Source organism: Brachybacterium halotolerans subsp. kimchii (assembly GCF_020792675.1).
GTDB classification, from domain to species: domain Bacteria; phylum Actinomycetota; class Actinomycetes; order Actinomycetales; family Dermabacteraceae; genus Brachybacterium; species Brachybacterium halotolerans.
Map to the genome: position 1 here is coordinate 2,101,715 of NZ_CP086254.1, position 25,528 is coordinate 2,127,242.

A 25,528-nucleotide genomic window follows, 5' to 3' on the forward strand; every position below is an offset into this window, starting at 1 on the left:
AGCGCGCGATGCCCGGCGTCCGATCCGCTGCACGACAGTCGGCCCGTCCCCCGCGCCGCCCCTCCTCGCCGCGGCGACCCCACCCCCGGGACCCGTGACCCGCCGCACAATGTCTTCGCGAATCGGACAGAAGGGTGGATTCTGGTCATTCGGGGCAGTTACCGGCGGGTCATCGACGCGCCGACGCCCGGCGCTGCGGGGGACGTGCAGCGCATCAACGCCGTCGACGTCTGCTGTCCAGGGGGAATGACATGCACGCACGCTCCGTCGAGCGCGCCCCGGCAGACGTGCGCGTCCTGCACCTGATCCACGACACCACGGTCGGCGGCGTCGAGGCGATCGCCGCGCACCTGCAGGCGGCGCTCCGCACCCCGGATCCTCTCGCGGCCGACGTGCGATACCGCGTGGCCTCCCTCGCGGGCGCGCCGGAGGGCCAGGAGGCCCTGGTCGCCGACGTCGAGGGCACCGGCGTGAACTCGCCCCTCTCCGCGCTCCGACTCCTCCGGGAGGCCCGTCGCCTGCGCCCGCAGGTCACCGTGACCTCGCTCTGGCGGGTCGTCGCGCTGGGCGCCCTGGCCCGCAGGCTCTCCGGCGGCCGATGGGCCGTCTGGGTGCACAGCTCCCGCTTCACCAACCGCTTCGACCGGGCCGTGCACCGCTGGGCGATCCCCCGCACGGACATGGTGCTGGTGGACTCCGCCTCGGCGTACGAGAACGTGGTGCGACCCGCACTGGCCCGCGCGGGGACGAGCGTCCCCCACGTGCTCGTGCACCCCCGCGCCTCGCCGATCTTCTCCGACGACGTCCCGCGCAGGGCACCGCGGACGGACGAGCCGCTGCGCCTCGTGTTCTGGGGGCGCCTGGCTCCGTCCAAGCGCCTGGACCGCATCGTCGAGCTCCTCGGCCGCGCGGATGCCCTCTGGCCCGGCGGCGCCCGGCTCGATCTGATCGGGCCGGACGACGGAGCGCTCGAGAGCGCCCTGGCCCTCGCCGCGTCCCACGGGCTCCGAGATCGCATCACGCGTCACGGCGCGAGCGCGCGCGAGGAGATCGGCGCCCTCGCCGCCGCCGCGCACGTGTTCGTGCAGCTCTCGGACTTCGAGGGGTACGCCATGTCCGCCCACGAGGCGCTCTCCGCCGGCATGGTCTGCGCCCTCACGCCCGTCGGCGAACTCGCCACGGACACCGCCGACGGCGTCGACGCCCTGCTCGTGGGCGAGGACACCGATTCCGCCGCCGAGCGGCTCATCGCCCTCGCCCAGGACCCCGAGGCCTTCGAGGCGATGGGCACCCGCGCGCGGTCACGCCACAGCGCATCGAGCACGGACATGGCCGAGGCCTTCGTGCAGGCCTGCCGCCGGCTCGCGGGAACCGAGCGGCCGGGATCCGGCGCGGCCCCGCGGCGAGGGACGGGCGCACGATGAGGGGCCTCGGGAACCAGATCGCCGTCGTGCTCATGGCCGGCGCGGCGCTGCTCGCCGCTCCCGTCATGCGGTCGATCGTGCCGGAGCAGTTCGTGCTCGACGGCGGCCACATCGACCACTCCATCCACGGGCCCATTCTGGGCGACGCCCAGTCGTTCCGGCGCGTGGCCGCGATCTACACGGCGCTCGGCCTGGGCGACCAGCAGTCCCTGGCCGCGATGCTGGGCATCGCCCTGTTCATCGCCGCCATGTTCGCGGCGATCGGGTGGACGCGCATCCGCGACCTCTCGCTCGTCGGCCTCGCCGCGGTCGCCGCCTCCCTCGGCCTGGCGGCCGTGTACCTCGCCCAGTACTCCAAGGAGCACGTGACGCTCCTACTTGTCCTCCTGGTGCTCCTCCTGCCCCGCGGACGCCGCTGGGACCTCGCGGTCCCGCTGCTCTGCGTCGCCTACGGCGCGACGCTGCGGCCGTACTGGCTGCTCATCGCCGTCCTCTACCTGGGGTGGCGGATCCTGCTCTCGCGCACTCGCAACCCGCTGGTGATCGTCGCCGCGCTGGCTCTCGTCTACGCGCTCCTGCAGCCCGCGTTCCAGATCGCGCTCGGGCAGACCCTCGAGGGGATGCGCACCTGGTCGAACGAGCAGCAGGCGAACGCGGACGTCGCCACCGTCATCGACTCGGCGTTCCCGGACGCCACCGGCCCGCTCGGCGTGCTCTCGGCCCTCATCGCCCTGGTCTTCCTCGTCATCCCGGTCCCGCTGGGATCGACCGGCACGCCGTACTACGCGGTCAGCGCCCTGCTGATCATGGCGATCTGGGCCGTCGCCCTGCGTCCCGTCGTCAGGGGCGAGCTCATCACGACGGGCCGCGCATCCCGCGCCGGCGGAGCCCGGTGGGGCGCGGATCCCGCCCGTCCCGGCGCCGCCCCGATCGGGACCCCCGGCGCGTCCCAGGGCAGCGGCGTGCGCACCGCCCGGGCCGTGTCGCTGCTGCTCGCGCTGCTCGTGGTGCAGGCGATCTTCGAGCCCGACTACGGCTCATATCTCAAGCACCTGACGCCGATGCTCCCGCTGGTGCTCGCCGCGCTGCCGAGCGGGACCGACCGCTCGCACGCGGCCGCCGTGCTCTTCCCCGATGCGCGCGCCGCGCGACGGCAGGAGCGCTCGGCGCGGCACCGTCCGCCGGTCCGCGCGCACCGCCCCCGCCCGTCCGCCCCACCCGTGACCTCTCAGATCGGAGGGACCCCATGACCCCCCGCACCGCTCCCGACAGCGCCGTTCCTGACGGCGCCCCCGGTCCTGGCGCCCCCGTGCGCGTCCTGCACGCGACCGACGCCTCGAGCTCGGGCGTGCTCGCCGCCGCGACCGCGATCGCCAAGGCCACGGCCGCGCTCCCGGGGTTCGACGTCGCCTTCGCCTACGTCCCGCGCGCCGACTCCCCCTCCCGGGAGGAGATCGCCGCGATGATGGACGGACACGTCCGCGTCATCCGCCTCTCCCGCAGCCACCGCACGGCGGTCCCCGCGTTCGCCGTGGGGATCCTCGCGCTGCTCGCCCGCCGCCGGGTCGACGTCGTGCACCTGCACTCCTCGCGGGCGGGGATGCTGGGGCGCGCCGCGGCCCTGGTGACGGGCCATCGGAGCCGCGCGGTCTACAGCCCGCATTCCTTCGCCTTCGACCGCTCGGACGCCTCGGCGTCGTCGGTCGCCGTCCTGCGGGGGCTGGAGCAGATCGGCGCGGTCCTCGGCCCGCGCCTCGCGCTCGTCTCCGGCTCCGAGGAGCGCCTCGCCCGCCGCTCCCTGCGCGGCGTCCGCACCGCGGTGCTGCGCAACAGCGTGGACGCCGCGGCGCTCGCCCGCCCCGCGTCGCGACGGACCGGGCACGGCCCCCTGCGCATCGTGCACGTGGGACGCGTCGCCCCGCAGAAGCGCCCCGACGTCTTCGGCGAGATCGCACGCCGGTGGGAGCAGGAGCGCCGCACCGGGGACAGCGCCCTGCCCGTGGCGCGTTTCCGCTGGCTGGGCGACGGCGAGCGCCAGCTCCTCGGGGACGGGGTCGAGGTCACCGGGTGGCTCTCCCCCGCCCAGCTGCGCGCGGAGCTCGCCGAGGCCGACCTCATGCTCTTCACCTCCGCCGGCGAGGGGATGCCGATCGCGCTCCTCGAGGCCCAGGCGATGGGCATCCCCTGCGTCGCGCATCCCGTCACCGGCGTCACCGACATCCTCGTGGACGGGGAGAACGGGGTCCTTGACGGGACGGCCGATGGGCTGTTCCGCGCCCTCGCGTCCCTCGCGGCCGACGCCCCGGCGCGTCGGCGGATGGGCGAGGCCGCCACCGTCCGGATCACCCAGGAGTTCGACCTCGCAGATCTGGCGAAGCGGACACTCGACGCATATCGTGCATTGGGTGTCCGCCCTCCCCTCGACACGCGCGTGCCCGGCGCCGGCGAAGCCGCCGAGCACGCGGAGGACGCTGCGGGGGCTCCCCCCGCCCCGGGGCCCGACACAGCACACGAAGAAGGAGTCCGCTCATGACCACAGCCGCCCTCTGGAGGACCCTGCGCGAGCGCTGGTGGCTGCTCGCCGCGGGCGCCGTCATCGGACTGATCGGCGGACTGATCGTGAACGCCGCCCTGCCGCACTCCTACGAGTCCAAGGGCCAGATCCTGGTCGAGGCGGACGCCGCGCAGTCCGCGGAGGTCACGCAGAACCTCCCCACGTACCTCGAGCTCGCCACGGCCGACAGCACCGTCACGAAGATCTCGAAGCTCATGGGCGAGAAGATGACCGCCGCCGACGTGGCGTCGTCCGTGTCCGTGACCTCCCCGGAGAACACCTCGATCATCGAGGTCACCGCCGAGGACGAGGATCCGGCGACCGCGCAGAAGCTCTCCACCGCCGCGGCGACCGCGCTGTCGGAGAACATCGGCGACGGCAAGGACAAGGGGGTGTCCGCGTCGGTCGTGCTCAAGCCGGCCGTCCCCTCCAGCCCGTCCTCGCCCAACCCGGTGATCATCGCGCCGATCGGCCTGGTCGTCGGCCTGCTGGCAGGGCTCGTCGCCGCGCTGGCGCTGAACGGCCGCGACCGGCGCCCGCGCCGGATCGACGACGCCGCGGACGCCGCCGAGGCGCCCGTCCTCGCCGTCCTCGGCTCCTCCGAGCACGGGCTCGCCGCGGAGGCCGCGGAGCAGGGGCGCCCCCGCACGCTGCAGGGGCTCGCCGGTGCGATCCACGGCCTGGACGGGGCGCCCGGAGCACGGACGACGCTGCTCGGCATCGACGGCGCACCCGTCGGCCGGCTCGCGGAGGGCCTCTCGGAGGAGGGCCTCGCCGTGCGCACGATCGACCTCGACGCCGACGCCGACGCCCTCGTCGCGATGGGGGACGACGAGGCGACGATCCTGGTCGGCGCGACCGGCGCCCGGGTCAGCAGGTTCGCACGGGGGGCCGCGATGGCCCGCTGGAGGGGGAAGCGGCTCGACGGAGTGGTGATGCTCGCGGACGGGTCGGAAGAGCGCCTCGACGCGGTCGGGGAATCGGAGAAGAACGAGGCGGCACGGGAACTGCCGCACGAGGGGGAAGAGAACGATGGCAGGCGCATCTGAAGCACTCGAGGACGCGCAGGACCGGGGCACCACGCTCTGGCCCCGCCGGTTCACGCAGGCGGGGATCGAGCGCAACACACCGTGGGTGGTGGCGCTCGTGCTGGGCGCGTGCGATCTGGTGATGTGGGCGCTCGGCTGGCTGGTGGCCGATCTGCTGCTGCCGGGCGTCGTGATCGTCCCGGCGCTCGTCCTCGCCCTGGTCTCGATCGCCGTGCAGTTCATCGCCGGCGCGCTGCTGGGCGTGTACCGGCACCGGTACATCGTCGGCTCCGTCGGCGAGCTGCGCACCGTCGCGCTGGCCTCGGCCATCTCGGCGATCGCGGCGGCCCTGGGCTCCCTCGCCTTCGCCGGCGACCGCTTCTTCGGCGGCGTCCTGCTGGCCTGGCTCGCGGCCCTGGTGCTCATGATCGGCGCCCGCCAGGCGCTCCGCATGGCCTTCGACCGCGAGCGCGCGCCGCGCGATGCGCAGGACGTGGTCATCGTGGGCGCCGGGATCCTCGGAGCCTCGCTCATCGACCACCTGCTCAGCGACAAGCACAGCAAGTACCGCCCCGTCGCGCTCGTGGACGACGACCTCGCCAAGCGCGCCATGGTGGTCCGCGGCGTCCCCGTGCGGGGCCGCACCATGGACCTGGCCCGCGTCCTGGACGAGACCGGGGCCGACGGCGCGATCGTCGCGATCTCCGAGGCCGACTCCGATCTGTTCTCCCGCCTGGCCGATCAGGTCGACACGAGCGCCCGCTGGGTGCGGACCGTCCCGACGTTCAGCGAGATGCTCACGCGCGACAGCATCGGCCGACTGGTCGATCTGGACGTGGAGGACCTGGTGGGCCGCCCGATCACTCCCCCGGACACCTCCGCCGCGCGGGAGGTGATCGCGGGCCGACGGGTGCTGGTCACCGGTGCTGGCGGCTCGATCGGATCCGAGCTGTGCCGCCAGATCAAGAAGCTCGAGCCCGCCTCCCTGGTCATGCTCGATCGCGACGAGTCCGCGCTGCACGCGCTCTCGATGTCCCTGCAGGGCAGCGCCCTGCTCGACCAGCCCGAGTACGTGCTCGCGGACATCCGCGACCGCGAGGCGCTCGACGCGGTCTTCACCGAGCACCGCCCGGAGGTCGTCTTCCACGCGGCCGCGCTCAAGCACCTGCCGATGCTCGAGCGCTTCCCCGCCGAGGGATGGAAGACCAACGTGCACGGCAGCCGCAACGTCATCGACGCCGCGGAGCAGCACGGCGTGGAGCGCTTCGTGAACGTCTCGACCGACAAGGCCGCGCGCCCCACGTCGATCCTCGGCGCCTCCAAGCGGGTCGCCGAGGGTCTCACCACCGACGCCGCCGACCGCACCGGTCGCCGCTACGTGAGCGTGCGCTTCGGCAACGTGATCGGGTCCCGGGGCTCCGCGATCCCCGCCTTCGGCCAGCAGATCCGCAACGGCGGCCCCGTCACCGTCACGCACAAGGACGTCACCCGCTACTTCATGACGATCCCCGAGGCGTGCCAGCTGGTGCTGTTCGCGCTCTCCGTGGGCCGCAGCGGCGAGACCCTCGTGCTGGAGATGGGCGAGCCGGTGAAGATCGTGGACATCGCCCGGCGCATGATCTCCCTCGCCGGGGTCTCCTGCGAGATCGTCTTCACGGGCCTGCGCCCCGGGGAGAAGCTCGCCGAGGAGCTCTTCACGCCCGACGAGAACACCGTCCTCACCCGCAGCGGGCGCGTGTGGCACGTGCGCAACGAGCCGATCGCCGAGGGCGCCCTGCCCGCGCCGGCGGCGCCCGAGACCGCCATCGACGCCTTCTACACGCAGGTCCTCGCCGAGAACGACCTGCACCAGGTCGTCGAGGGGTCGCCCGTCGTTCCGCCCGACGCCGCCGCCGGCACGACGGCGCCCGCGCCCGAGCCGGCGCCCGCGCAGGTCGCGCCCGCGCAGGTCGCGGGCGCGCAGGTCGCGGCGCCCGAGACCCCCGCGACCGCGCGCACCCCGCAGATCGCCGCGGCGACGAGCGCCGATGGACCCCAGGAGATGACGAAGTGACCGCACGCATTCCCCTGTCGGTGCCGACGATCGGCACGCGCGAGCGCGAGCTGCTGCTGGAGGCCGTGGACTCGGGTTGGATCGCCCCCGCCGGGCCGCAGCTCGACGCCTTCGAGGCCGCGCTCGCCGAGCGCACCGGGAGGCGCCGCGCCGTGGCCCTGTCCTCGGGGACGGCCGCGATGCACCTGGCCCTGCGCGTGGCCGGCGTGGGCCCGGGCGACCTCGTGATCTGCCCCTCGCTGACCTTCATCGCCACGGCCAGCGGCATCGTCGCCTGCGGGGCGACGCCCTGGTTCGTCGACTGCGACGAGACCGGCGTCCTCGACCCGGCCCTCGTCGAGCAGGCGCTCACGGAGGCGGAGTCGCGCGGCGCCCGCGTGCGGGCCGTCGTGCCCGTCGACCTCTACGGCCGGATCGCCGACCACGGGAGGCTCGGCGAGATCGCGCGCGCCCACGGCGCGCAGCTCGTCGTCGATGCGGCGGAGTCCCTGGGATCGGTGCGCGAGGGCCGCCCGGCCGGGAGCGAGGGCATCACCGCGGCGCTCTCGTTCAACGGCAACAAGATCATCACGGCCTCCTCCGGCGGCGCCGTGGTCACGGACGACGACGCCCTCGCCGACCACGCCCGCAAGCTCGCCACGCAGGCCCGCGAGCCCGTCCCGCACTACCAGCACGAGGAGGTCGGCACGAACTACCGGCTCTCGAACATCCTGGCCGCGATCGGGCTCGCGCAGCTGGAGCGGCTGGACGAGTTCTGCGCGGTCCGCCGCGCGCACCGTGCGGCGTACGAGCAGATGGCCGCCGATCTCCCGGGCATCACCGTGCTCGGCGGCGGTGACCCCGGCAGCAACTCCTGGCTGACCTCGATCGTCGTCGACGAGCAGGTGGCGGGGATCGACACGGCGGGCATCGGCGAGGCCCTCGCCGCCCACGACATCGAGTCGCGGCCCGTCTTCAAGCCGATGCATCTGCAGCCGGTCTTCGGCGACGAGTCCGCGTTCCCCCGCACGATCACGGGGGTCGCCGAGCGCCTGTACCGCACCGGCCTCAGCCTCCCGAGCTCGCCCGCGTCCTCCGCCGACGACATCGCCGAGGTCTGCGAGCGCATCCGCGCGACGGTGCCCGCGCGTCCCGCGCGGTCGGCAGCCGCCTGATGCAGGATTCCCGAACCTCCGATCCGTCCGTCGGGCCACCGGAGACCAGCAGGCCCGACACGGCGAGGAGCGGCGACATGCCAGAACAGGCCGACCCTCCGGGCCGCGGCAAGCCCGATTCCGCGAAGCGCGTGAGCACGGACGTGCTCGCCATCGGCCTGGGCTACCTCGCCTCGTTCGCCTACCCGCTGGTCTCGCTCCCGTACCTGGGCCGGGTGATGGGGGCCTCGGAGCTCGGCCACCTGATGTTCGCCCTGGCGGTCCTGCAGATCGTCAAGAGCGTCGTCGACTTCGGCTTCGACCAGTCCTCGCTGCGCAGCATCGCCGTCTCGGCATCCACCGCCGAGCGCTCCCGCGTGGCGGCCGAGACCCTCGCGGCCAAGCTGCTCATCTGGACGGCCTGCACGCTCGTGCTGATGTCCACGGTGCTGATCGTCCCCGGGCTGCGGGAGCGATGGCTGATGTACGCCGTGGGCCTGCTCCTCATCGGCCTCGGCGAGATGTACCCCAGCTGGTTCCTGCAGGGCACCGGGCGGGTCAAGGAGTTCGCACTGCTCACGGCGGTCTCCCGCCTGATCTCGCTGGGCCTGCTGCTGCTCACGGTGAACTCCGCGGACGACATGGTCCTCGCGATGCTGTGGCAGCAGTTCCCCTTCGCCCTCTCCGCGCTCGTCGGCTGGTTCATGCTGCGGGTCGTGTGGAAGGAGGCGCACTGGGTCGTCCCCCGCTGGGCGGGCGTACGCGGGACCATCCGGGACTCCTGGCCCCTGTTCATCTCGAGCGTCGCGTTCCTGCTGATGAGCACCGTGAACACCGTGGTGCTGGGCGTCCTCTCGACCTCCCGTCAGGTCGCGTTCTTCGGCGCCGGCGAGCGCTTCAGCAATGCGGCCCGCGGCGTGATGTACGGCGTCACCGGCGCGATGCTCCCGCGGATGACCCGCGAGGACGCGGGGGCCCGCTCGATCCAGCGCCTGATCAGCACGGGCATCGTCCTGGCGTACACGTGCGCCGGGATCATCCTCATCGTCGCCTCGCCCTGGTTCGTGCCGTGGTACCTGGGCGAGGGCTTCGACCCGACGATCACCGTCATGCAGCTGATGGGCATCGCGCTGCTCCCCGTGGGGCTGAGCTCGATGCTCGCGCTGCGCGCCACGGCCAACCATCGCTTCCGCGACGTCGGACGCATCTCCATGACCGGCGCCCTGCTGCACCTGGCGCTGCTGATCCCCGCCAGCTGGCTGTGGGGTGCGGTGGGCGCCTCGGCCGCGCTCATCGCCTCCGAGGTCCTGCTGGCGGCCCTCTACATCCGCGACCTCGTCCAGCGGCGGCGCGCCGCCGCGAGCGCAGTGCCCGACCCTGATCCCGAGGAGGATCTCTCATGAACGACAAGCCCCGCGTCAGTGTCGTCATCGCCGCCTACGAAGCCGGATCCGTGGTCGGCACGGCCCTGCAGAGCGTGCTCGACCAGACGATGGAGGACTTCGAGGTCCTCGTGATCGACGACGGGTCCACGAAGGATCCCGTCCCCTCCGATCTCTCCTCGGACCCCCGCGTGCGGCTCGAGTGGAAGCCGGAGAACGGGGGCCATCCGAGCGTCACGAACTGGGGCCTGGACCGTGCCCGCGGCGAGTGGATGACCTGGGTGGACGCCGACGACCAGATCGCTCCGCGCTTCCTCGAGGTGATGCTCGACGCCGGCGAGGCCGCCGGGGCCGACATCGTCGTCGCGCCCACCGCCTACGTGCGGGACGGCCACCAGGTGGGCGTCTCCCCGTGGGATCCCCCGGAGGGTCCGATCAGCGGTGCCGAGGCGCTGCGGCGCGCGATCCACGGGGAGTTCCCGCTCTCCCAGCACATCCTCTACCGCCGCCCGGTCACGCGGGCCGACGAGGGCCTCGTCTATGCGGACTACCTCTTCGCCCGCGAGGAGCTGAGCCGCGCTGGGACGGTGGCGTTCACCGACGAGCCCTACTACCGGTACGTCATCCACTCCGATTCGGTCACGGGCAGCCTCCGCGAGAGCATCTTCGACCTCCCGGCGCTGGTCGACATGGTCCAGCCTGTCCTGGTCCGCACCTTCGGCGAGCCCGAGGCCTCGGAGCTGCGCACCGTGCACGAGCGGCACGTGGTCACCCATCTGCTGCACGCCGCGGCCCGCGAGAAGACGGACTCTCCCCTGCGCCGCCGGGTCCGCGCGTGGTGCCGCAGCCGCATGAGCGTCGCCGGCGTGCGCGCCCTCCTCGCCGAGGGGCACCGCTCCGAGGCCGCCTCCTGGTCCCTCGCGCTGGTCTCGATGCCGCTGCACCAGGCGGCCTACGGCGCCTACGACCGCGTGAAGGACCTGCGGCGGCGCTGACCCCTCCGGCCCCGGTGCGTCCGCCTCATCCCACTCCACCCCAGAGTCCGTCCCTCCTCCCATCCCTCGTCGCATCAGGAGCTCCACCGCCGGAGCTCCGCACCCAGAGAAAGGCCCACCAGCGTGAGCAGCACCAGAGTCCTCGTCATCGCCCCGCATCCGGACGACGAAGTGCTGGGCTGCGGCGCGACCATCGCTCGCCTGGCCGACGCCGGGGCCGAGGTCACCGTCGCGATCGTGTGCTCGAACCTTCCTCCGCTGTACGAGGAGGGCGTCGCGCCCCGGATCGAGGCGGAGGCCCGGCGCGCGCACGCCGTCCTGGGCGTCCACGAGTCCGTGTTCCTCGACCTCGAGGCCGTGGAGCTCGCCCGCAACTCCGTGGCCCAGCTCAACGCCGGCCTCCAGGCGATCGTGGACCGGGTGAAGCCCGAGCTCGCGCTGATCCCGTTCCCCGACCGGCACGTGGACCACAAGGCCGTGTTCGACGCCTCGATGGTGGTCACGCGTCCGGTCGGCGAGGGCCGGGGGATCCGCACCGTCGCCATGTACGAGACGATCTCCGAGACCTTCTGGAACGCCCCCGGCGCCGAGCCGACGTTCGCCCCGAACTGGACGGTGGACGTGACCTCGACGGTCCATCGCAAGACCGAGGCGTTCCGCTGCTTCGACAGCCAGATCCAGGAGTTCCCCTCCGCCCGCTCGACGGAGGCGCTCGAGGCCCTCGCCCTGATGCGCGGGAGCCAGTCCTCGGTGCCCTACGCCGAGGCCTTCCAGATCGCCCGCATGCACACCCCGGCGTCGCTCGCGCTCTGAGCCCGGGCGGACGAGCGCACGTGAGCCGGCCGGGTTCCGTCTCCTCCCCCGGTCTCGGCACGGTAACCGGCCCCGCCCGCCCCTTCGATGCGTCCGTTTCGTGGCGTACGCTCGATTCGTCGGCGCGCATCGAGAGTCGGGGAGCGCAGCCGCACCGGGAGGTGGCGCATGCACATGCCATCCCGACCGGCCCGGATTCCGGACGACGCCGTATACCGGCACGAGGTGCTGCGGGCGCACGAGGATATGCCTGCGGCGACCTCCCCCGACAATGACCGCCGCATGGTCCGCGACCCCGTGCTCGAGTCCTGGCGGCGCTCCCTGGACCTGCTCCCCCGCGATGCGGCGGCGCCCGTGCGCGCTGGCCTCTCCGGGGCCGAGCTCGCCGAGGCCCGCCGGCGCCACGCGTTCAGCGCCGTCCTCCCCCTGCTCCAGGAGCGTCTGATCGACCCCGCGGTCGAGGCCGGGCTGCTGGTCGCCCTCGGTGACCAGCAGGGTCGTCTGCTGTGGCTCGAGGGTCCCTCGCGACAGCGCACCCGCGCCGAGGACGTCGGCTTCACGGTCGGCGCCGACTGGTCCGAGGACGCCATCGGCACGAACGCCCCGGCGCTCGCCCTGGCGAGCGGCAGCGCGATCCAGGTGGCGGGCGCCGAGCACTACGTCGAGGCGATCCAGGGGTGGAGCTGCAGCGCGGTCCCCCTCCTGGACCCGGCGACCGGCGAGGTCCTGGGGGTCATCGACGTCACCGGGGACGACCGCGCCGTCGGCCCGCTCGTGCTGCCCCTGCTGCGGGCCGCCGCCCGTGCCGTCCAGGCGGAGCTGCCGCAGCGCGAGGACGACGGCGCGGACACCGCCCCCGTGCCCCGATTCCAGCGGACCGACGCGGACCCGCGCACCGGCGATCTCGAGCTGCTGATCACCGGCCGGCGCACCTCCCTGATCCGGCGCGGCCGCGTCACGGCGTGCCTGTCGGGCCGGCACGCGGAGCTGCTGACCCTGCTGCACCTGCATCCCGACGGCATGGGCGCGGGCGAGCTCGCGGAGTCCCTGCACGGGTCGCTCGACGCCGTGGGCACGGTGCGCGCCGAGGTGCTGCGCCTGCGCCGCGTGCTCGAGGGGTTCACTGGCGATGCGCTGACGCTCGGCTCGCGCCCCTACCGCCTGCAGGGAGAGCTCAGCAGCGATCTGCTGCGCACGCGCGCCGCGGTGGACGCGGGGGACGTCGACGACGTCCTCGCGCATTACGAGGGCCGGCTGCTGCCCGCGAGCGAGGCGCCGGAGATCCGCCGGCTGCGCGAGTGGACGTCGACCGTGGTGCGGGCGCTCATGCTCGAGATCGCGGACCACGAACAGCTGTGGCGCTATGCGCAGCTCCCCGAGAACGGGAACGATCTCGAGGTGCTGATGGCCGTGCTCACCCTCGCCCCGCCCGACGCCCCGGAGCGCGCCGCCGCGGCCGCGCGCGCCGAGGCCCTCGAGGCGGAGGGGCAGGAGGAGCGGACGGGCGCGGACCTCCGCTGAGATCCCGGAACCTGACCGTCACCGCCGCCGCACAGGGCGGTGACCAGCGGGAAGAGCGTCCTGTTGCTCTGCGTCACCCGGGCGATCACGTCCGTGCAACCTTCGTGCAACGTGCCGCGGCATATGTTTCGAGCAACCGACGACGGCCGGCAGGCGCGCTGCCCCCGAAGCGCCCCAGCCACGCCCCCGCCTCAGCTGGACCCCCACCTGCGGCCGTCGTCGGAGCCCCCGAGGCCCGCCTCAGGCGTCGGTCCCGGCGAGCCTCTCGCGCTTGCGGTCGACGACGCTGACGCCGAGCGCCGCCATCGCCATCAGCATGATCACCGTGAGGGTGATGATGAAGGCCTCCACCCAGGGCGTGCCGTTCTCCGTGAGGGAGAACAGGATGCCGGGGATGAGCGCCGTGCCGACGGCCGCGCCGATCCTCTGGCCCAGCGACAGGATGCCTCCGGCGACGCCGCCGTAGCGCGGGTCCACCGCGTTCAGGGTGAGCGTCTGGTTCGGGGAGATCGTCATGCCCTGGCTGATGCCCACCAGCGTGAGCGGCACGGCCAGCGTCCAGAACGGCAGCACGCCGCTCTCCACGACCCCGGCCATGACCGCGACCAGGGCGAGGCCGACGAGGACGACGACGAAGCCCGCGATCACGAGGCGCCTTCCCAGGCGCAGCACGTAGCGCCCGCCCAGCTGCGAGGAGATCATCGCCGCGACCGAGGACGGCAGGCCGATGATGGAGGCCTCGAAGGGCGTGCGGTCCAGGTGCATCTGCAGGAACAGCGGCAGCACGATCCAGATGCTCGTGGAGCCCAGGAAGTAGACGGTGACGATGATGATGCCGTTGCGGAAGGGCGGGCTGCGGAAGATGTCGGGGTCGACCATCGGCGGGTGTCCGCCGCGGCGATAGCGGTTCTCCCAGGTCACCCAGCCGAAGATGAGCAGCAGGCCCAGCGGAAGCAGCAGCCACACGAGCGCCGAGACCGAGCGCTCGAGGAACGGCAGCATGATCATGAGGATCGCGAGGGCGAGCAGGATGGTGCCGACGGGGTCCAGGTCTGGCTTGGTGTCCCGGGTGCGCAGCTTGTCGTTGGGGATCCACAGCAGTCCGAGCACGATCGCGAGGATGCCGATCGGGACATTGGAGAAGAAGATCCAGCGCCAGCCCATGTCCTCGCCGAGGACCTGGATGAGCAGGCCTCCGATGACGGGGCCGATGGCGGTCGCGACGGCGACGGTGGTGCCGAACATCGCGAAGGCCTTCGCGCGGGCCTGGCCGCGGAAGTTCATCTGGATCAGCCCGATGGACTGCGGGTTCAGCAGTCCCGAGCCGAGTCCCTGGAGGATCCGCGAGAGGTTCAGGACGCCCACATTCGGTGAGAGCCCGGCCATCAGCGAGCCCAGGGTGAACAGGCCGACGCCGAGCAGCAGGATGCGGCGCCTGCCGGTCGCATCGCCCACGCGCCCGGCGGGGACGAGCAGCACGGCGAAGGCGAGGGCGTACCCGGAGAGCACCCACTGCAGGCCCTCGGAGTCGGCCTTCAGGGAGTGGCCGATGGGCGTGAGCGCGACGTTGATGACCGAGACCGCGACCAGCGCCATGAACAGGGGGAGCAGGAGCACGAACAGCACCCGGCGGGGGTGCGCGGGCGCCTGGGCGGTCGGGGCGGGACGGGTGCTGGGGTCGGGAGCGCTCACCCGATCAAGGATACGGAGGGTGTCCAGGGTCGGGACGGGTGGACCTGCTCATCCTCGGTGTCAGCGGGGCGTGTTCTCTCCCACCGATCCACGACCCAGCGAGAGATCGAGCAGGTTCGCGATACCCAGGATTTGGAGGTGGAGGGCACCGACGTCGTACCGCCCGGACGGACTGATCGCCCGGTAGTAGGAGGGCATGCTTCCCAATGCCACGTTCTGCGCGTTCACGGTGATCGCGAGAACGCCCTGAAGCACTCCGAAGAGGGTCGTGAGCAGGCCGCTGAGTCCTGAGAGCGCTGTGGTGATCGCGCCGTTGGGGGCGAAGAGCGTGTTGAGTGCGGTCTCCACGACACTGCCCAGGGACTTCAGGAGCGGAGAGAGCGCCGCTCCGAGATTGATCGGTATACCCGCAAGAACGAATGTCGCCGTGGCCGTGCCGTTGAGCAGGGACGCCAGTGTGGCCTGGACGAGGAGCCCGGTCGGGAGCGTCCCGGTCGTGTTTCCGGCCTTGATCGTCACGTTGATGACCTGCGTGAGCCGCGTCTTCAGATCGTTCGCGAGCGTGTTCACGATGGTCGCCACCGCATCCGCTGGGAGCGGTGCGTCGACGAACAGCCGGGTGTTGGGATTCTGCTGGTTGAGCCATCCCGAGATGCCGCCCTGGTAGGCGCCGCCCAGAAGACTCGCGACGTCGATGAGCACGGTGCCCTTCGAGAGGTCCAGCTGAAGGGCGGGGTTCCCGCTCTGCGGGATCGGGGTGGACTTGAGGGCGTTCGTGTCCACGGTGGCCGTCACCGTCAGTGCGTTCTTCCCCAGGGCACTGAGCAGCGAGCCCAGCAGCGGCACTCCCTGCAGGACGCTCCAGATCGCGTCCGTCGAGACGTTGAGGGTTGCGGGCACTGCACTCGTGATCGCCCCTACGACGTCCGACGCGACGAGCAGCCTCAGGTAGGCGACGAGATAGTCCCGGTCCACCTCGTCCTCGTCGACCTGAGTGCACAGGGAGTCGAATTCCGCGATGCCGGCCACCGCGCCGATCTGCAGCTGCAGCTGCGAGACGGATGCGACCAGGTCGGCGACACCGGGCAGCCCCGTGGCCTGCTGCAGGAGGCTGCGCAGGTCGACCGTCCCCAGCGTCGGGGCGCTGGCATCCCCCGCGTGAAGGGTGATCGCGCCCGTGCTCTGGTTGACGGCTCCGGATGCACCGATCTCTCCGGTTCCGACGCCCTCGGCGGCCTCGTTCGCGTAGGCGAACTGGTTCACGACGCCAGCATTCTGTCCGGCCACGAGATCGAGGATGCTCGAGAGAGCGCCGGTGAGCGACCCCAGGTTCAGCTGGATCGCCTGGAGCGCCGAGACGGTGAGCGCTGCGCTCTCCGTGTCCGTCGGGGTACCCGCGACCGCCTGGGCATGGGCACCCTCGATTGCGGCCACGGCATCAAGGTTCACGCCTCCGATGGCACCGCTGAGCAGGCGTCCCCGCGACTGCGCGTCGAACACGGTGCCTGGGTCCTGGCAGCCGCCGTTGGAGACCGCCATCGCGGGCGCGCCCACCGCCAGCAGCGCGGTCGGCGTCGCCCATGCGGCACCGCGCACCAGCGCACGTCGCGTGGGGTGAGCCGCACGGCTCGTCAGGATTGCGTCGGTGGACGTCTGATGCTGTGGATGAACGGCGTTCATGGCGATCCTTTCGTGCTCCCACCCGGGCGCGGGTTCTAGGGGTGGTCGCAACACTCGACGTGAGGAGGGTGTTGTGGTTGGTCGTGGGAGGCCTGGGTTCGAGATGGGGCCTCGTTGGAAGATCGAGCGGTTCTGGCATGCTCGTTCTATGGGGCTAGCACTGCGGGATATCGCCGACGAGATCGATACGAGCCATGCCACGTTGGCTCTGTATGTCCGGGCCACGGCCGGTATTGCTCCGGCTCGGTGGAAGGATCCTGATCGCTATATCACCGATGGAGAGCGGTTCAGGATCAAGGAACTCCTCATCGAGGGACGCTCGATCCGATATATCGCGAAGGTCCTGGACCGGGCCCCGTCCACGATTTCGCGTGAAGTGCGGCGGGGCTCGGCAAAAGGAACTCGGGGCGAGTACGCACCCTCACGCGCTCGACGTGACGCCTTTGAGAAGCGCCGCCGTGCGAAGGAACTGAAGATCCCTTCCGACCCGGTCCTCCACGCTGCGGTCCAACACGGCCTCGACGAGGGCCACTCGCCCGAGCAGGTCGTGGGACGCTTGCGCCGTGAGCATCCCGACGACCCGAGGTTCCACGTGAGCCACGAGACGGTCTACCGGACCATCTACCTGCAGGCCAGAGGTGGTCTCAAGCGCGAGCTGAAGGCGCTGACCCGCACCGGACGCACAGTCAGACATCCCCGCCGCAGCGCGCAGAGGCGCCGGGGGCGGATCAAGGACATGGTCTCGATCTGGGAGCGGCCGGCCGAGGCGCTGGACCGCAGTGTTCCCGGGCATTGGGAAGGCGATCTGATCGTGGGCAAGAACGGGGCCTCGGCGATCGGGACCGTGGTCGAGAGACGTTCGAACTACGTGATCCTGGTGCATCTGGACCCCACCAAGTCACGAGTCGAAGCGACCCGCGATGGATTGATCGAAAAACTCGCCGCTCTCCCGGACACGCTGAGAGCAACATTGACGTGGGACCAAGGCAAGGAGATGCACCAGCATCGTCAAGTCACGAATATGACGGGCATCGACGTGTATTTCGCAGACCCTCACTCACCGTGGCAGCGCGCGACGAACGAGAACACCAACGGGCTTCTCCGCCAGTACTTCCCCAAGGGCACCGATCTCTCGATCCACAGTCAAGAAGATCTGGACTACATCGCCGACCTCCTGAACCGACGCCCGCGCAAACGGTTGGCCTTCGCCACGCCATACGAGATGATCCAGGAGTACCTGTTGCGATGACCCCTTGAATCCGCCGGGGCTGTCGGTCCGAATACTCCTGGACGTGGGATCGAGCGGTGACGCCACGACGGTGTGGCTGTCTCCGCGCGTCCTGTCCTGTTCGGACCGCGGATGGCAGATGTGCTCATCGTGCGTCAGAACGACTCGGAAGTCCCACTGTCCAGGGCTTCGAGGAGCATTTGTGATCCACTTGTTACCCAGCGGAAACATTTGCGATGCCGCCATGTCCGAGCCCCTCGTGACGAACGAGGCAGGCGCCGCGCGGTCCGGTCGATCCGGGAGCTCTCCGGGCCCCCTTCCCGACGCTCTCCCGATACGCTCAGCGGGTGCCCCTCACGCCGTCCTCCGCCGCCGCAGATGTGCGCTCGGTGCTGTTCGTGTGCACGGGCAACGTCTGCCGCTCTCCCTTCGCCGAGCGTCTGCTGCGCGTGCGCGCTCCCCAGCTCGAGGTCCGCAGCGCCGGCGTCGGCGCGCTCGTCGGCTCCCCCATCGAGTCCCGGATCGCTCGCGAGCTCGAGCGCCGGGGCGCCTCGGCCGAGGGCTTCGCGGCACGCGAGGTCGAGTCGGCCGACCTCTCGGCCGACCTGGTGCTCGTCATGTCCTCCCGCCAGCGCGGACTGCTGATCGACGAGCATCCCCGCGCCGCCCGTCGGACGGGCCTGATCGGTGATCTGCCCGCGCTCGCCGCGGCCTTCGCCGCGCAGGAGACGCCTCGCGCGGCGATCGACGCCTGGACGCGGCGCGCATCCCGCCCCGCGCTCGACATCACCGACCCCTACCGCCGCAGCGACGAGCTGCTCACGCAGGTCACCGACCGTCTGGATGACCTCGTCGCCGTGCTCGCCCGTCTTCTCCCGCCCGGAGGCTCCCGATGATCCTTCTCCTCGCCGCACAGGTCCTCGTCAGCGCGACGTTCCTGGTGAGCGGGCTCGCCAAGCTCCCGGACCGCCGCGCGACGGCCGACGCCATGATCTCCCTGCGCCTGCCCGCCCGCTCCCTGCACGGTCTCGCCGCCATGGCGGTCCCGATCGCGGAGATCGTCCTCGCCCTCGCCGTGTGGATTCCCGTGCCCGGCCTGCCCGTGGCGCTCGCGGCGCTCGCGCTGCTGCTGGTGATCGCGTACTGGCTGATCATCGCCCGCGCGCTCGGCTTCGACGAGCGGGTCTCGTGCTCGTGCTTCGGCACGCTCGGCTCGCCGGAGATCTCCGGCCTCACGCTCGGACGCAACACGCTGCTGCTCGTGCTCGCGGTGCTCTCCCTGGCCGGCGCGATCCTCAGCGCGCCCGCACAGGCGCTCGTCCACCAGCCGGTGCAGCTCGGGCAGCTCGCCGCCTCCGTGCTCGCGGCGTGCCTGCTCACGCTGCTGACCGTGGGCGGCGTCCGCTCCTCGACGGACTCCGACGAGGGGGACGCTCCCGGGCGAGGGCGCGCCGCGGACGCTGCGAGCGGAGCGACCTCTGGTGAGGATGACGACCTGCTCGACTACGAGCGCACGGCGACCCCCTTCGGCATGCTGCAGAGAGAGGGCGAGGCCCCGACGACTCTCGCGACGCTCACCGCGCAGCGCGCCGCGCTCCTGGTCTGGGTGCGCCCCGGATGCGGCCCGTGCGAGCGCGTGCTGAACGCCGTGCCCGCCTGGCGCGAGGCCCTCGAGGACGTGCTGACCATCCGCACCCTCTTCCGCAGGCCGCCCGAGGAGCTCGACGCGAGCGTGCGCGAGCGCGCGGGGTCGACGGCCGCTCACGACATCGAGGGCAACCTGGGCATGTCTCTGGGCGTGCGATCATCGCCCGGCGCGGTGCTCCTGGGGGCCGACGGCATGCTCGCGGGCGGTCCGGTGGGCGGCGCGGAGGACGTCATCGGCTTCGTCGACGAGATCATCGGCCAGGTCACCGAGGCGAAGCAAAGCGGCGAACTCGCGGGGCCCGACGCCGGGAGCGAGCAGCCTGGGGAGCGCTGAGCCCGAGGAGCGCTGAGCCCGGGGAGCGCTGAGGCCGGCGGCATCAGCCCCGACGCACGCACCCTTCGCTGAGCAGCATCCCGAGCGAGGCCTCGACGAGCTGGTGGGAATCCGGGTTCGGCCCCAGGTGCACGACGATCCGCTCGACGATCTCGTCGATCGTGCTGGGCCCCGCGTCCAGCAGCTGCTCCCAGACGAGACCCGCGAGGGCCGGCGCATGCACGGCGCGCCCCTCGAACAGCACCTGGATCCCGTCATCCATGGCGAGCGCCTGGGCGAACGGGGCGAGCGCCCACTGGCCCGGTCCCGGCGCTGCGATCAGGTCGGGGACGGGGATCGGGGTCGTGCCCTCGGATGCGGGCGCGGGGGCCTGTGCGAGCAGGCCGCGCAGGTCCTCCGCCTCCTGGTACCGCGCCCGCAGGGCACCTCCCGTCCGCTCGAGCAGCGAGGCGAGGGCGGCGAGGCCGTCCGGCACCATCCAGAGGGACGAGGACTGACCGATCAGCACTCCCATCGCCTCATGCAGGGGCATGCGCTCAATCGTCGACGTCGACGCGACGGTGCCCGCCCCGCCCTCGGCGGCCTCCGCGGCCCCGTCGGGGCTCGTGGCCTCCGTGGCCTCCCGCTCCAGGATCACCACGTGCGAGGGCGGTTCGGCCCGTGAGGCGGGGGCGAGGCCCAGACCGGGAAGCGCGTGATCGCGCTTGGCCCACGTGGTCGCCCCATGGTCCAGATGGGACACGGGCTTCGGATAGGCGCTGAGGCCCAGGTCGTCGGGGGCCAGGATCGTCAGCTCGTCGGTGAGGTAGACGCCGTCGCGTGCGAGGGTCTCCGCGGCCGTGGACTTCCCTGCTCCCGACGGTCCGACGAGGAGGACCACTCCGGTCCCCGGCAGCTCCACCGCGGCCGCGTGCAGCAGCAGCCGCCTGCCGCGGAGCCGCTCGATGAGGGCCCGCGTGATGTCCCCGGAGAGCGCGTACGTGCCCTGCGGGCCGGTGGGGAGGACCCGCAGGGCGGCATCGCTGCCGGGACCCGGCGCCGCGGCATCGGCATGGTCGCCGCCCCTCGGGGTGCGCGCCGCCCCGGAGGCGCGCGCCTTGGGCACGTAACGGCGCCGGGAGCGGCCTGCCACTGTGTCCGCTTCTCGATCCGTGCCCCTACCTGTGCCCGTGTCCGTGTCCGTGTCCGTGCCTGTGCCTGTGCCTGTGCCCGTGTCCGTGTCCGTGTCGACCAGAAGATGCGACCACAGCTCGCGGGCGCGCGCCGCGAGCTCCTCCAGGCCCGGTGTGAAGACGAGCTCGACCTCCTCTCCGGCCACGCCCACCACGAGCGTCTCGTCCGCGGTCACCGCATCCGCTGCGGTGCTCGGTTCCACGACGGTGCTCGGTTGCACAGCGGCGCTCGGTTCCCCTGCGGCGGTCGGATCCGCCGGGGCCTCGTCATCGCCCTCGGCGTCGAGCACCCCGGCCTCCACGAGCTCGTCGACGAAGCGGAGGATCTCCCGCGCCGCATCGGGGGGCGCGTTCTCGAAGCGCTCCAGCACCGCCTCGACGAGCCGGTCCCTGGCGAGCTGCCCGCCGGCCTCCTCGAGCACGTCGACCACCTCGGCGCCCGCGCCTGCGAGCAGCATGATCGGGCCGTCGGGCACGAGGCCCACCCACGTCCCGGCCTCGTCCTCCTCGCGCACCACGCGCCGCAGGCTGAGGACGGTCACGGGACGCACGCCTGGACGAGGCGGCCGTGGCCGCTGACGCGCAGCGGCCCGTCGGCCGCGGGGACGAAGGCGGCCTGGCCCGCGAGCAGATCGAGGGCGTCTTCCCCCGTCTCGAGCCGCACCCGACCCTCGAGGGCGAGCAGGATGCGGGGCCCTCCGCCGGCGAGACGGTGGACGGATCGCTCCTCCCCCTCCTCCCCCTCGGGCAGCGTGGTGAAGGTGACCTCGAAGTCATCGACGGGCGCGTAGTACGCGACGGTGACGGAGCTCTGCCGCTCCGGGGCGACGCGCAGGGGCGGGGCGGCCGTCACGCTCACGCACTGGAGCATCTCGTCGGCATCGACCTTCTTCGCCGTCAGGCCCGCGCGCAGCACGTTGTCGCTCGCGGCCATGATCTCCACGCCCGTGCCGTGGATGTAGGCGTGCAGGGTGCCCGCGGGGACGAACAGGGCCTCCCCGGGCCGCAGCGTCACGGGGTTCAGGAGCAGCGCGGCGACGACCCCCGGATCCCCCGGATGGTGCTCGGCGAGCTCGGCGACGATGCGGTCGATGCGCGGGGACGGCGACGCGTCGGCCGCGACCCGGGCACGGCACGCGGCCACGACCTCGTCGACGGCATGGGCGGGCGGACGCATCGACGTCGCCACGAGAGAGCGGAAGGCCGCGCGCATCCCGTGGGCGCTCGGGCTCCCCACCAGGAGGGAGTGCAGGCGATCGGTGAGGTCGGTGCCGAGGCCGTCGAGGATCGCCGCGGCACGGCGCGGAGTGCGGAAGCCGCACAGCGCGGTGAAGCGGGTGAGGGCCACCAGCATCTCCGGCTTGTGGTTGTCGTCGCGGTACGTCCGGGCCGGGGAGTCCAGAGGGAGGCCCGCCGCGGTCTCCGCCGCGAAGGCCTCGGCGGCGAAGTCCCGATCGGGATGCACCTGCAGCGAGAGCGGGCGCTCGGGAGCGATGACCTTGAGCAGGTACGGCAGACGCTCGCCGAAGGACCGGGTCACCCCGTCGCCGAGCGAGGCGGCGGCGTCACGGGAGATCGCGGCGTCCAGCGCCATGCCGTCCGCCAGGACGGCGGGTGCGAGCGGGTGAGCGCCCAGCCACAGCTCGGCCCAGGGGCGGCCGTCGGCCGGGTGCCCCAGGAACTCGGGCAGCGCGGTCGCAGACCCCCAGGCATAGTGCTGGGTCCGTCCGTCGAGCCTCTGCATGGAGCAGGCCCCCTTCTCCTCGTCCGCACCGTCCCGCCTAGACTGCAGCACGTGTCGTCCCTCCCGCCGCTGCCCGTCACGGTGCGGCTGCGTCTGGCGCACGGCTGCCTGGACCATCTTGCCCGGGATACCGGTGTGCGCGTGCTGCATGTGAAGGGTCCGGCACTGGATCCGGTGCTCGCGGAGGGGCGCGGACCCTCCTCGGACTGCGACATCCTGGTCGAACCGGGCAGAGCGGAGGACTTCTGCGCCGCCCTGCGCTCCCACGGCTGGGATCAGGTCACGAGCTTCGAGCACGGCAGCGTCCTCGGCCACGCCGCGACGTTCCACCACACCACCTGGGGCACGGTGGACGTGCACCGCAGCTTCCCCGGCCTGGACAGCGACCCTGGGGCCACGTTCTCGCGGATGTGGAGCGGCCGCCGCCTGATCGAGCTGGGCGGGCAGCAGTGCGCGGTCCCCGCGCTCGAGATGCAGCGCCTGGTGCTGCTCGTGCACGCCGCGCGCGACGCGATGGGCCGACGCGCCCACGATGTGCGCGTCGCCTGGGACTCGCTCGACGACGACGGGCGGGACCGGCTGGACTCCCTGGCCGACGAACTGGGCGGCCGCGTGCCGATCGCTCTGGTCACGGACCGCCCGGAGAGGGCTCGTGGGGTGCGCGGCGTGGCGCTGTGGACGGCGCTGCACGAGAAGGCGTCGCCCTCCGCGGTGTGGTGGGCGAGGCTGCGCGAGGCAGGGTCGATGCGCGAGCGCCTGGAGGTGCTCGGTGCGGCCCTCCGCCTGAACCCCGAGCACCTGGCCCTGCGGCTGGGGCACCCGCCCACGCCCGCGGAACTGCGTCGCGAGAGCTGGGGCCGCTGGGGCCGGGCGGCCCGGCACGCGCTGCACCGCGCCGCGCGCGTCGTACGGCACTAGCCCACTGCGTCGTCCGCGCTGCGTCGATCGAGCCTGCGGCGGATCGCGATGCCGAGGGCGACCCCGAGCGCCGTCCCCAGAGTGTTGGTGACGACGTCGACGACCGACGCCTCCCGGCTCGGCAGCGTCGACTGGTAGAGCTCGACGGAGACGGATCCGGCGATACCCAGGAGCAACCACCACCAGCGCGGCACGAGGAGCGCGAGGGCGCCGAAGAACGGCACGAACAGCAGCACGTTGGCGAGGTTCGCGAACATCTCGGGGCTGACCAGGGAGCGCACCCCGAAGATCCCGGTGACGATCCACCACACGCGGACGTTGGCCCGGTTGATCGCCCAGCCGTCGGAGGAGAGCAGCAGGACGCCCGCCGCGAGCGGATAGACGAGCAGCACCGCCGCTGCGCACGCACGCCCGAGCGCGGGAAGGGGCCTGTGCGCCGGCCGCGACGAGCGGGACACCTCAGTAGGCGCCCGAGGAGGCCAGCACGGCGCGCACCGTGCGCAGGAGGATCTGCAGGTCGCGGAGGAACGACCAGTTGTCCACGTAGTAGAGGTCCAGGCGGACCGTCTCCTCCCAGGCCAGGTCGCTGCGCCCGGAGACCTGCCACAGTCCCGTGATGCCCGGGCGCACGCTGAGCCGCCGTCGGGCGTCGTCGTCGTAGGCGGCGGATTCGCGGGGCAGCGCGGGGCGCGGGCCGACGAGGCTCATGTCGCCGCGCAGGACGTTGAGCAGCTGCGGCAGCTCGTCGAGGGAGTACCGCCGCAGGAAGCGACCGGTGCGGGTGATGCGGGGATCGCGCCGCATCTTGAACATCACAGCGTTGCCGCGGTCCTGGACGGCGCGCTCGGTGAGCTCGACCTGCTCGGCCTCGGCGTCGGTGATCATCGAGCGGAACTTCAGCAGCTCGAAGGTCTCGCCGTCGCGCCCCACGCGCTGCTGGCGGAAGACGACCTCCTTGCCCTCGCGGATCCGGATGCACAGGGCGATCAGCCCCAGCATCGGCGCGAGGACCAGCAGCAGGAGGGTGCTGGCGGCGATGTCGAAGGCGCGTTTCGTCCACCGCAAGGCCTGCCGGGCGCGGGGAAGGTCCATGTGCACGAGCGGCAGACCGGCGACCGGGCGCATCCGCACCCTGTCCGCGGCGATCTCGCTGAGCGCGGGGACCACGATGACCTGCACGTCGAGCCCTTCGAGCCTCCACGCCGTGCGTCGGAACTCCTCGGCGCTCGCGGTGGCGCCCGCGGTGAACAGCAGCACCCGGGGGCGCACCTCGTCGACGATGCGCAGCAGGTCGTGCTCGGCGCCGAGCACGGGGATGCCCAGGCCCGACTCCTCCGCGGCTCCCGCAGCGCCGGTATGCGGGGTGACGGCGCCGACGACGTCGTACCCGAGCCAGGTCTCGCGGTCGATGGTGCGGGCGATGCCGTCGACGTGCGCGAGCGATCCCACGGCGAGGACAGGGGTGCGCAGCCGCCCGCGGTTGCGCAGGGTGTTCAGGCCCCGTCGGATCAGGAGCCTGTCGAGCAGCAGCAAGGGCGGCCCGATCACGAAGAGGGCGACGAAGAACGCTCGGGACAGCTCGATGTCCAGCAGGTAGACCACGGCGCCGACGATCCCGGCCGCGGCCAGGCTCGCGTGCAGGACGTTCGAGAACAGCTCGGTGCCGGCGGGGACCAGGCGGGTGTCGTACCCGCTGAAGAGGATGATCGCGACGAGCCAGCCGAGCGCGATGATGCCGGCGGCGTCCAGCACGTGCTCGGACAGGTCACCGGTGCGGCCGAGCAGGAGCTGACGCGCGGCGTAGGCGCCGAGGGTCGCGAGCACCAGGCACACGGCGTCGGCCAGCAGCATCGTCGTGACCATGAGGGGGCGGACGGCGGCATCGGAGCGCCGTGCGTCCCGAGAGGTCGCACGGGTGCGCACGATCGCGGACACGTTCCTGTGACCGCTCGTCACCGATTCCTCGGACGTCGACATCACTCTCCCGGACGATGCGCTGCCATCTCCATCGTGCAGCCGTCGAGACTCGGCGGGACCGAGCTCGTCCACCAGCGTTGTGACCCGATGGTATCCAGACCTCGTCTCGACGGCACGGGAACGATCCATCCTGCGTCACCGACACTTCATCGGGCCGACCGCAGGACGCCGCGGACGGCGGGGCACGACCGCCCGAGCACGACCAGGATCACAGCCCGAACAGCTCTCCGGCA

The 25,528-nt window shown here is 72.3% G+C and carries 20 protein-coding genes; 14 read left to right on the top strand and 6 right to left on the bottom strand.

The window, feature by feature from the left end:
- The first annotated feature begins 251 nt into the window (after positions 1-251).
- The 10 genes from Bra3105_RS09490 (at position 252) to Bra3105_RS09535 (ending at position 12,903) form a co-directional block, all read left to right on the top strand.
- Positions 252-1,424 carry a glycosyltransferase family 4 protein gene (locus Bra3105_RS09490; RefSeq protein WP_228356476.1) on the top strand — a complete coding sequence of 391 codons (1,173 nt, stop codon included), beginning with the start codon at positions 252-254 and terminating at the stop codon, positions 1,422-1,424.
- A complete protein-coding gene (locus tag Bra3105_RS09495; protein ID WP_228356477.1) occupies positions 1,421-2,674 on the top strand; it encodes a hypothetical protein in 1,254 nt (417 codons plus the stop codon). The genes Bra3105_RS09490 and Bra3105_RS09495 overlap by 4 nt, the downstream gene beginning before the upstream one ends.
- The gene (locus tag Bra3105_RS09500; protein ID WP_228356478.1) at positions 2,671-3,957 is read left to right on the top strand and encodes a glycosyltransferase family 4 protein; all 1,287 of its coding nucleotides are present in this window, start codon (positions 2,671-2,673) and stop codon (positions 3,955-3,957) included. The genes Bra3105_RS09495 and Bra3105_RS09500 overlap by 4 nt, the downstream gene beginning before the upstream one ends.
- Complete coding sequence (locus Bra3105_RS09505; protein WP_228356479.1) at positions 3,954-5,027, top strand: YveK family protein; 1,074 nt, start codon at positions 3,954-3,956, stop codon at positions 5,025-5,027. The genes Bra3105_RS09500 and Bra3105_RS09505 overlap by 4 nt, the downstream gene beginning before the upstream one ends.
- Positions 5,011-7,059 (top strand): polysaccharide biosynthesis protein, encoded by a 2,049-nt coding sequence (locus Bra3105_RS09510; protein ID WP_228356480.1) that lies wholly within the window; start codon positions 5,011-5,013, stop codon positions 7,057-7,059. The genes Bra3105_RS09505 and Bra3105_RS09510 overlap by 17 nt, the downstream gene beginning before the upstream one ends.
- Positions 7,056-8,213, top strand: coding sequence for a DegT/DnrJ/EryC1/StrS family aminotransferase (locus Bra3105_RS09515; protein WP_228356481.1), 1,158 nt, complete (start codon positions 7,056-7,058; stop codon positions 8,211-8,213). The genes Bra3105_RS09510 and Bra3105_RS09515 overlap by 4 nt, the downstream gene beginning before the upstream one ends.
- 77 nt (positions 8,214-8,290) lie before the next feature.
- On the top strand, positions 8,291-9,595 hold the full coding sequence (locus Bra3105_RS09520; protein WP_228356482.1) for an oligosaccharide flippase family protein: 1,305 nt from the start codon (positions 8,291-8,293) through the stop codon (positions 9,593-9,595).
- Positions 9,592-10,569, top strand: a complete 978-nt coding sequence (locus Bra3105_RS09525) for a glycosyltransferase family 2 protein (RefSeq protein ID WP_228356483.1) — start codon at positions 9,592-9,594, stop codon at positions 10,567-10,569. Before Bra3105_RS09520 ends, Bra3105_RS09525 begins: the two co-directional genes overlap by 4 nt.
- Before the next feature lie 123 nt (positions 10,570-10,692).
- A complete protein-coding gene (locus tag Bra3105_RS09530) occupies positions 10,693-11,382 on the top strand; it encodes a PIG-L deacetylase family protein (RefSeq protein ID WP_200503375.1) in 690 nt (229 codons plus the stop codon).
- A 282-nt stretch (positions 11,383-11,664) separates the two neighbouring features.
- The gene (locus tag Bra3105_RS09535) at positions 11,665-12,903 is read left to right on the top strand and encodes a GAF domain-containing protein (RefSeq protein ID WP_228356484.1); all 1,239 of its coding nucleotides are present in this window, start codon (positions 11,665-11,667) and stop codon (positions 12,901-12,903) included.
- 240 nt (positions 12,904-13,143) lie between these two features.
- Here Bra3105_RS09535 and Bra3105_RS09540 read toward each other — a convergent pair whose 3' ends face one another.
- Complete coding sequence (locus Bra3105_RS09540; RefSeq protein WP_323188810.1) at positions 13,144-14,595, bottom strand: MFS transporter; 1,452 nt, start codon at positions 14,593-14,595, stop codon at positions 13,144-13,146.
- 60 nt (positions 14,596-14,655) lie between these two features.
- The gene (locus Bra3105_RS09545; protein ID WP_228356485.1) at positions 14,656-16,191 is read right to left on the bottom strand and encodes a choice-of-anchor G family protein; all 1,536 of its coding nucleotides are present in this window, start codon (positions 16,189-16,191) and stop codon (positions 14,656-14,658) included.
- Positions 16,192-16,423: 232 nt separating this feature from the next.
- Between Bra3105_RS09545 and Bra3105_RS09550 the strand changes: the two genes are divergently transcribed.
- From Bra3105_RS09550 to Bra3105_RS09560, 3 genes are all read left to right on the top strand, one after another.
- A complete protein-coding gene (locus Bra3105_RS09550; protein WP_228356471.1) occupies positions 16,424-17,524 on the top strand; it encodes an IS30 family transposase in 1,101 nt (366 codons plus the stop codon).
- Positions 17,525-17,850: 326 nt separating this feature from the next.
- The gene (locus Bra3105_RS09555) at positions 17,851-18,399 is read left to right on the top strand and encodes an arsenate reductase/protein-tyrosine-phosphatase family protein (protein WP_228356486.1); all 549 of its coding nucleotides are present in this window, start codon (positions 17,851-17,853) and stop codon (positions 18,397-18,399) included.
- Positions 18,396-19,484, top strand: a complete 1,089-nt coding sequence (locus Bra3105_RS09560) for a MauE/DoxX family redox-associated membrane protein (protein WP_228356487.1) — start codon at positions 18,396-18,398, stop codon at positions 19,482-19,484. Before Bra3105_RS09555 ends, Bra3105_RS09560 begins: the two co-directional genes overlap by 4 nt.
- Positions 19,485-19,527: 43 nt before the next feature.
- Here Bra3105_RS09560 and Bra3105_RS09565 read toward each other — a convergent pair whose 3' ends face one another.
- Together Bra3105_RS09565 and manA are read right to left on the bottom strand one after the other, a co-directional pair.
- Entirely contained in the window at positions 19,528-21,198 is a 1,671-nt protein-coding gene (locus Bra3105_RS09565) for a PqqD family peptide modification chaperone (RefSeq protein WP_228356488.1), read from the bottom strand.
- Positions 21,195-22,400 carry a mannose-6-phosphate isomerase, class I gene (gene manA / locus Bra3105_RS09570; protein WP_228356489.1) on the bottom strand — a complete coding sequence of 402 codons (1,206 nt, stop codon included), beginning with the start codon at positions 22,398-22,400 and terminating at the stop codon, positions 21,195-21,197. The genes Bra3105_RS09565 and manA overlap by 4 nt, the downstream gene beginning before the upstream one ends.
- Before the next feature lie 51 nt (positions 22,401-22,451).
- Between manA and Bra3105_RS09575 the strand changes: the two genes are divergently transcribed.
- Entirely contained in the window at positions 22,452-23,318 is an 867-nt protein-coding gene (locus Bra3105_RS09575) for a nucleotidyltransferase family protein (protein ID WP_228356490.1), read from the top strand.
- Here the strand turns inward: Bra3105_RS09575 and Bra3105_RS09580 are convergent.
- Both Bra3105_RS09580 and Bra3105_RS09585 read right to left on the bottom strand, forming a co-directional pair.
- Positions 23,315-23,776, bottom strand: a complete 462-nt coding sequence (locus tag Bra3105_RS09580; RefSeq protein ID WP_228356491.1) for a VanZ family protein — start codon at positions 23,774-23,776, stop codon at positions 23,315-23,317. The two genes, Bra3105_RS09575 and Bra3105_RS09580, sit on opposite strands and share 4 nt — an antisense overlap.
- Position 23,777: 1 nt before the next feature.
- Entirely contained in the window at positions 23,778-25,295 is a 1,518-nt protein-coding gene (locus Bra3105_RS09585; protein WP_228356492.1) for a sugar transferase, read from the bottom strand.
- Positions 25,296-25,528 lie beyond the last annotated feature (233 nt).

Bases quoted from the DNA above. Each gene is read 5' to 3' on its own strand.
- Bra3105_RS09505 (WP_228356479.1), top strand. From the start codon at position 3,954: ATGACCACAGCCGCCCTCTGGAGGACCCTGCGCGAGCGCTGGTGGCTG.
- manA (WP_228356489.1), bottom strand. From the start codon at position 22,400: ATGCAGAGGCTCGACGGACGGACCCAGCACTATGCCTGGGGGTCTGCG.
- Bra3105_RS09560 (WP_228356487.1), top strand. From the start codon at position 18,396: ATGATCCTTCTCCTCGCCGCACAGGTCCTCGTCAGCGCGACGTTCCTG.
- Bra3105_RS09500 (WP_228356478.1), top strand. From the start codon at position 2,671: ATGACCCCCCGCACCGCTCCCGACAGCGCCGTTCCTGACGGCGCCCCC.
- Bra3105_RS09510 (WP_228356480.1), top strand. From the start codon at position 5,011: ATGGCAGGCGCATCTGAAGCACTCGAGGACGCGCAGGACCGGGGCACC.
- Bra3105_RS09535 (WP_228356484.1), top strand. From the start codon at position 11,665: ATGGTCCGCGACCCCGTGCTCGAGTCCTGGCGGCGCTCCCTGGACCTG.
- Bra3105_RS09525 (WP_228356483.1), top strand. From the start codon at position 9,592: ATGAACGACAAGCCCCGCGTCAGTGTCGTCATCGCCGCCTACGAAGCC.
- Bra3105_RS09585 (WP_228356492.1), bottom strand. From the start codon at position 25,295: ATGTCGACGTCCGAGGAATCGGTGACGAGCGGTCACAGGAACGTGTCC.
- Bra3105_RS09520 (WP_228356482.1), top strand. From the start codon at position 8,291: ATGCCAGAACAGGCCGACCCTCCGGGCCGCGGCAAGCCCGATTCCGCG.
- Bra3105_RS09550 (WP_228356471.1), top strand. From the start codon at position 16,424: ATGGGGCTAGCACTGCGGGATATCGCCGACGAGATCGATACGAGCCAT.
- Bra3105_RS09490 (WP_228356476.1), top strand. From the start codon at position 252: ATGCACGCACGCTCCGTCGAGCGCGCCCCGGCAGACGTGCGCGTCCTG.
- Bra3105_RS09495 (WP_228356477.1), top strand. From the start codon at position 1,421: ATGAGGGGCCTCGGGAACCAGATCGCCGTCGTGCTCATGGCCGGCGCG.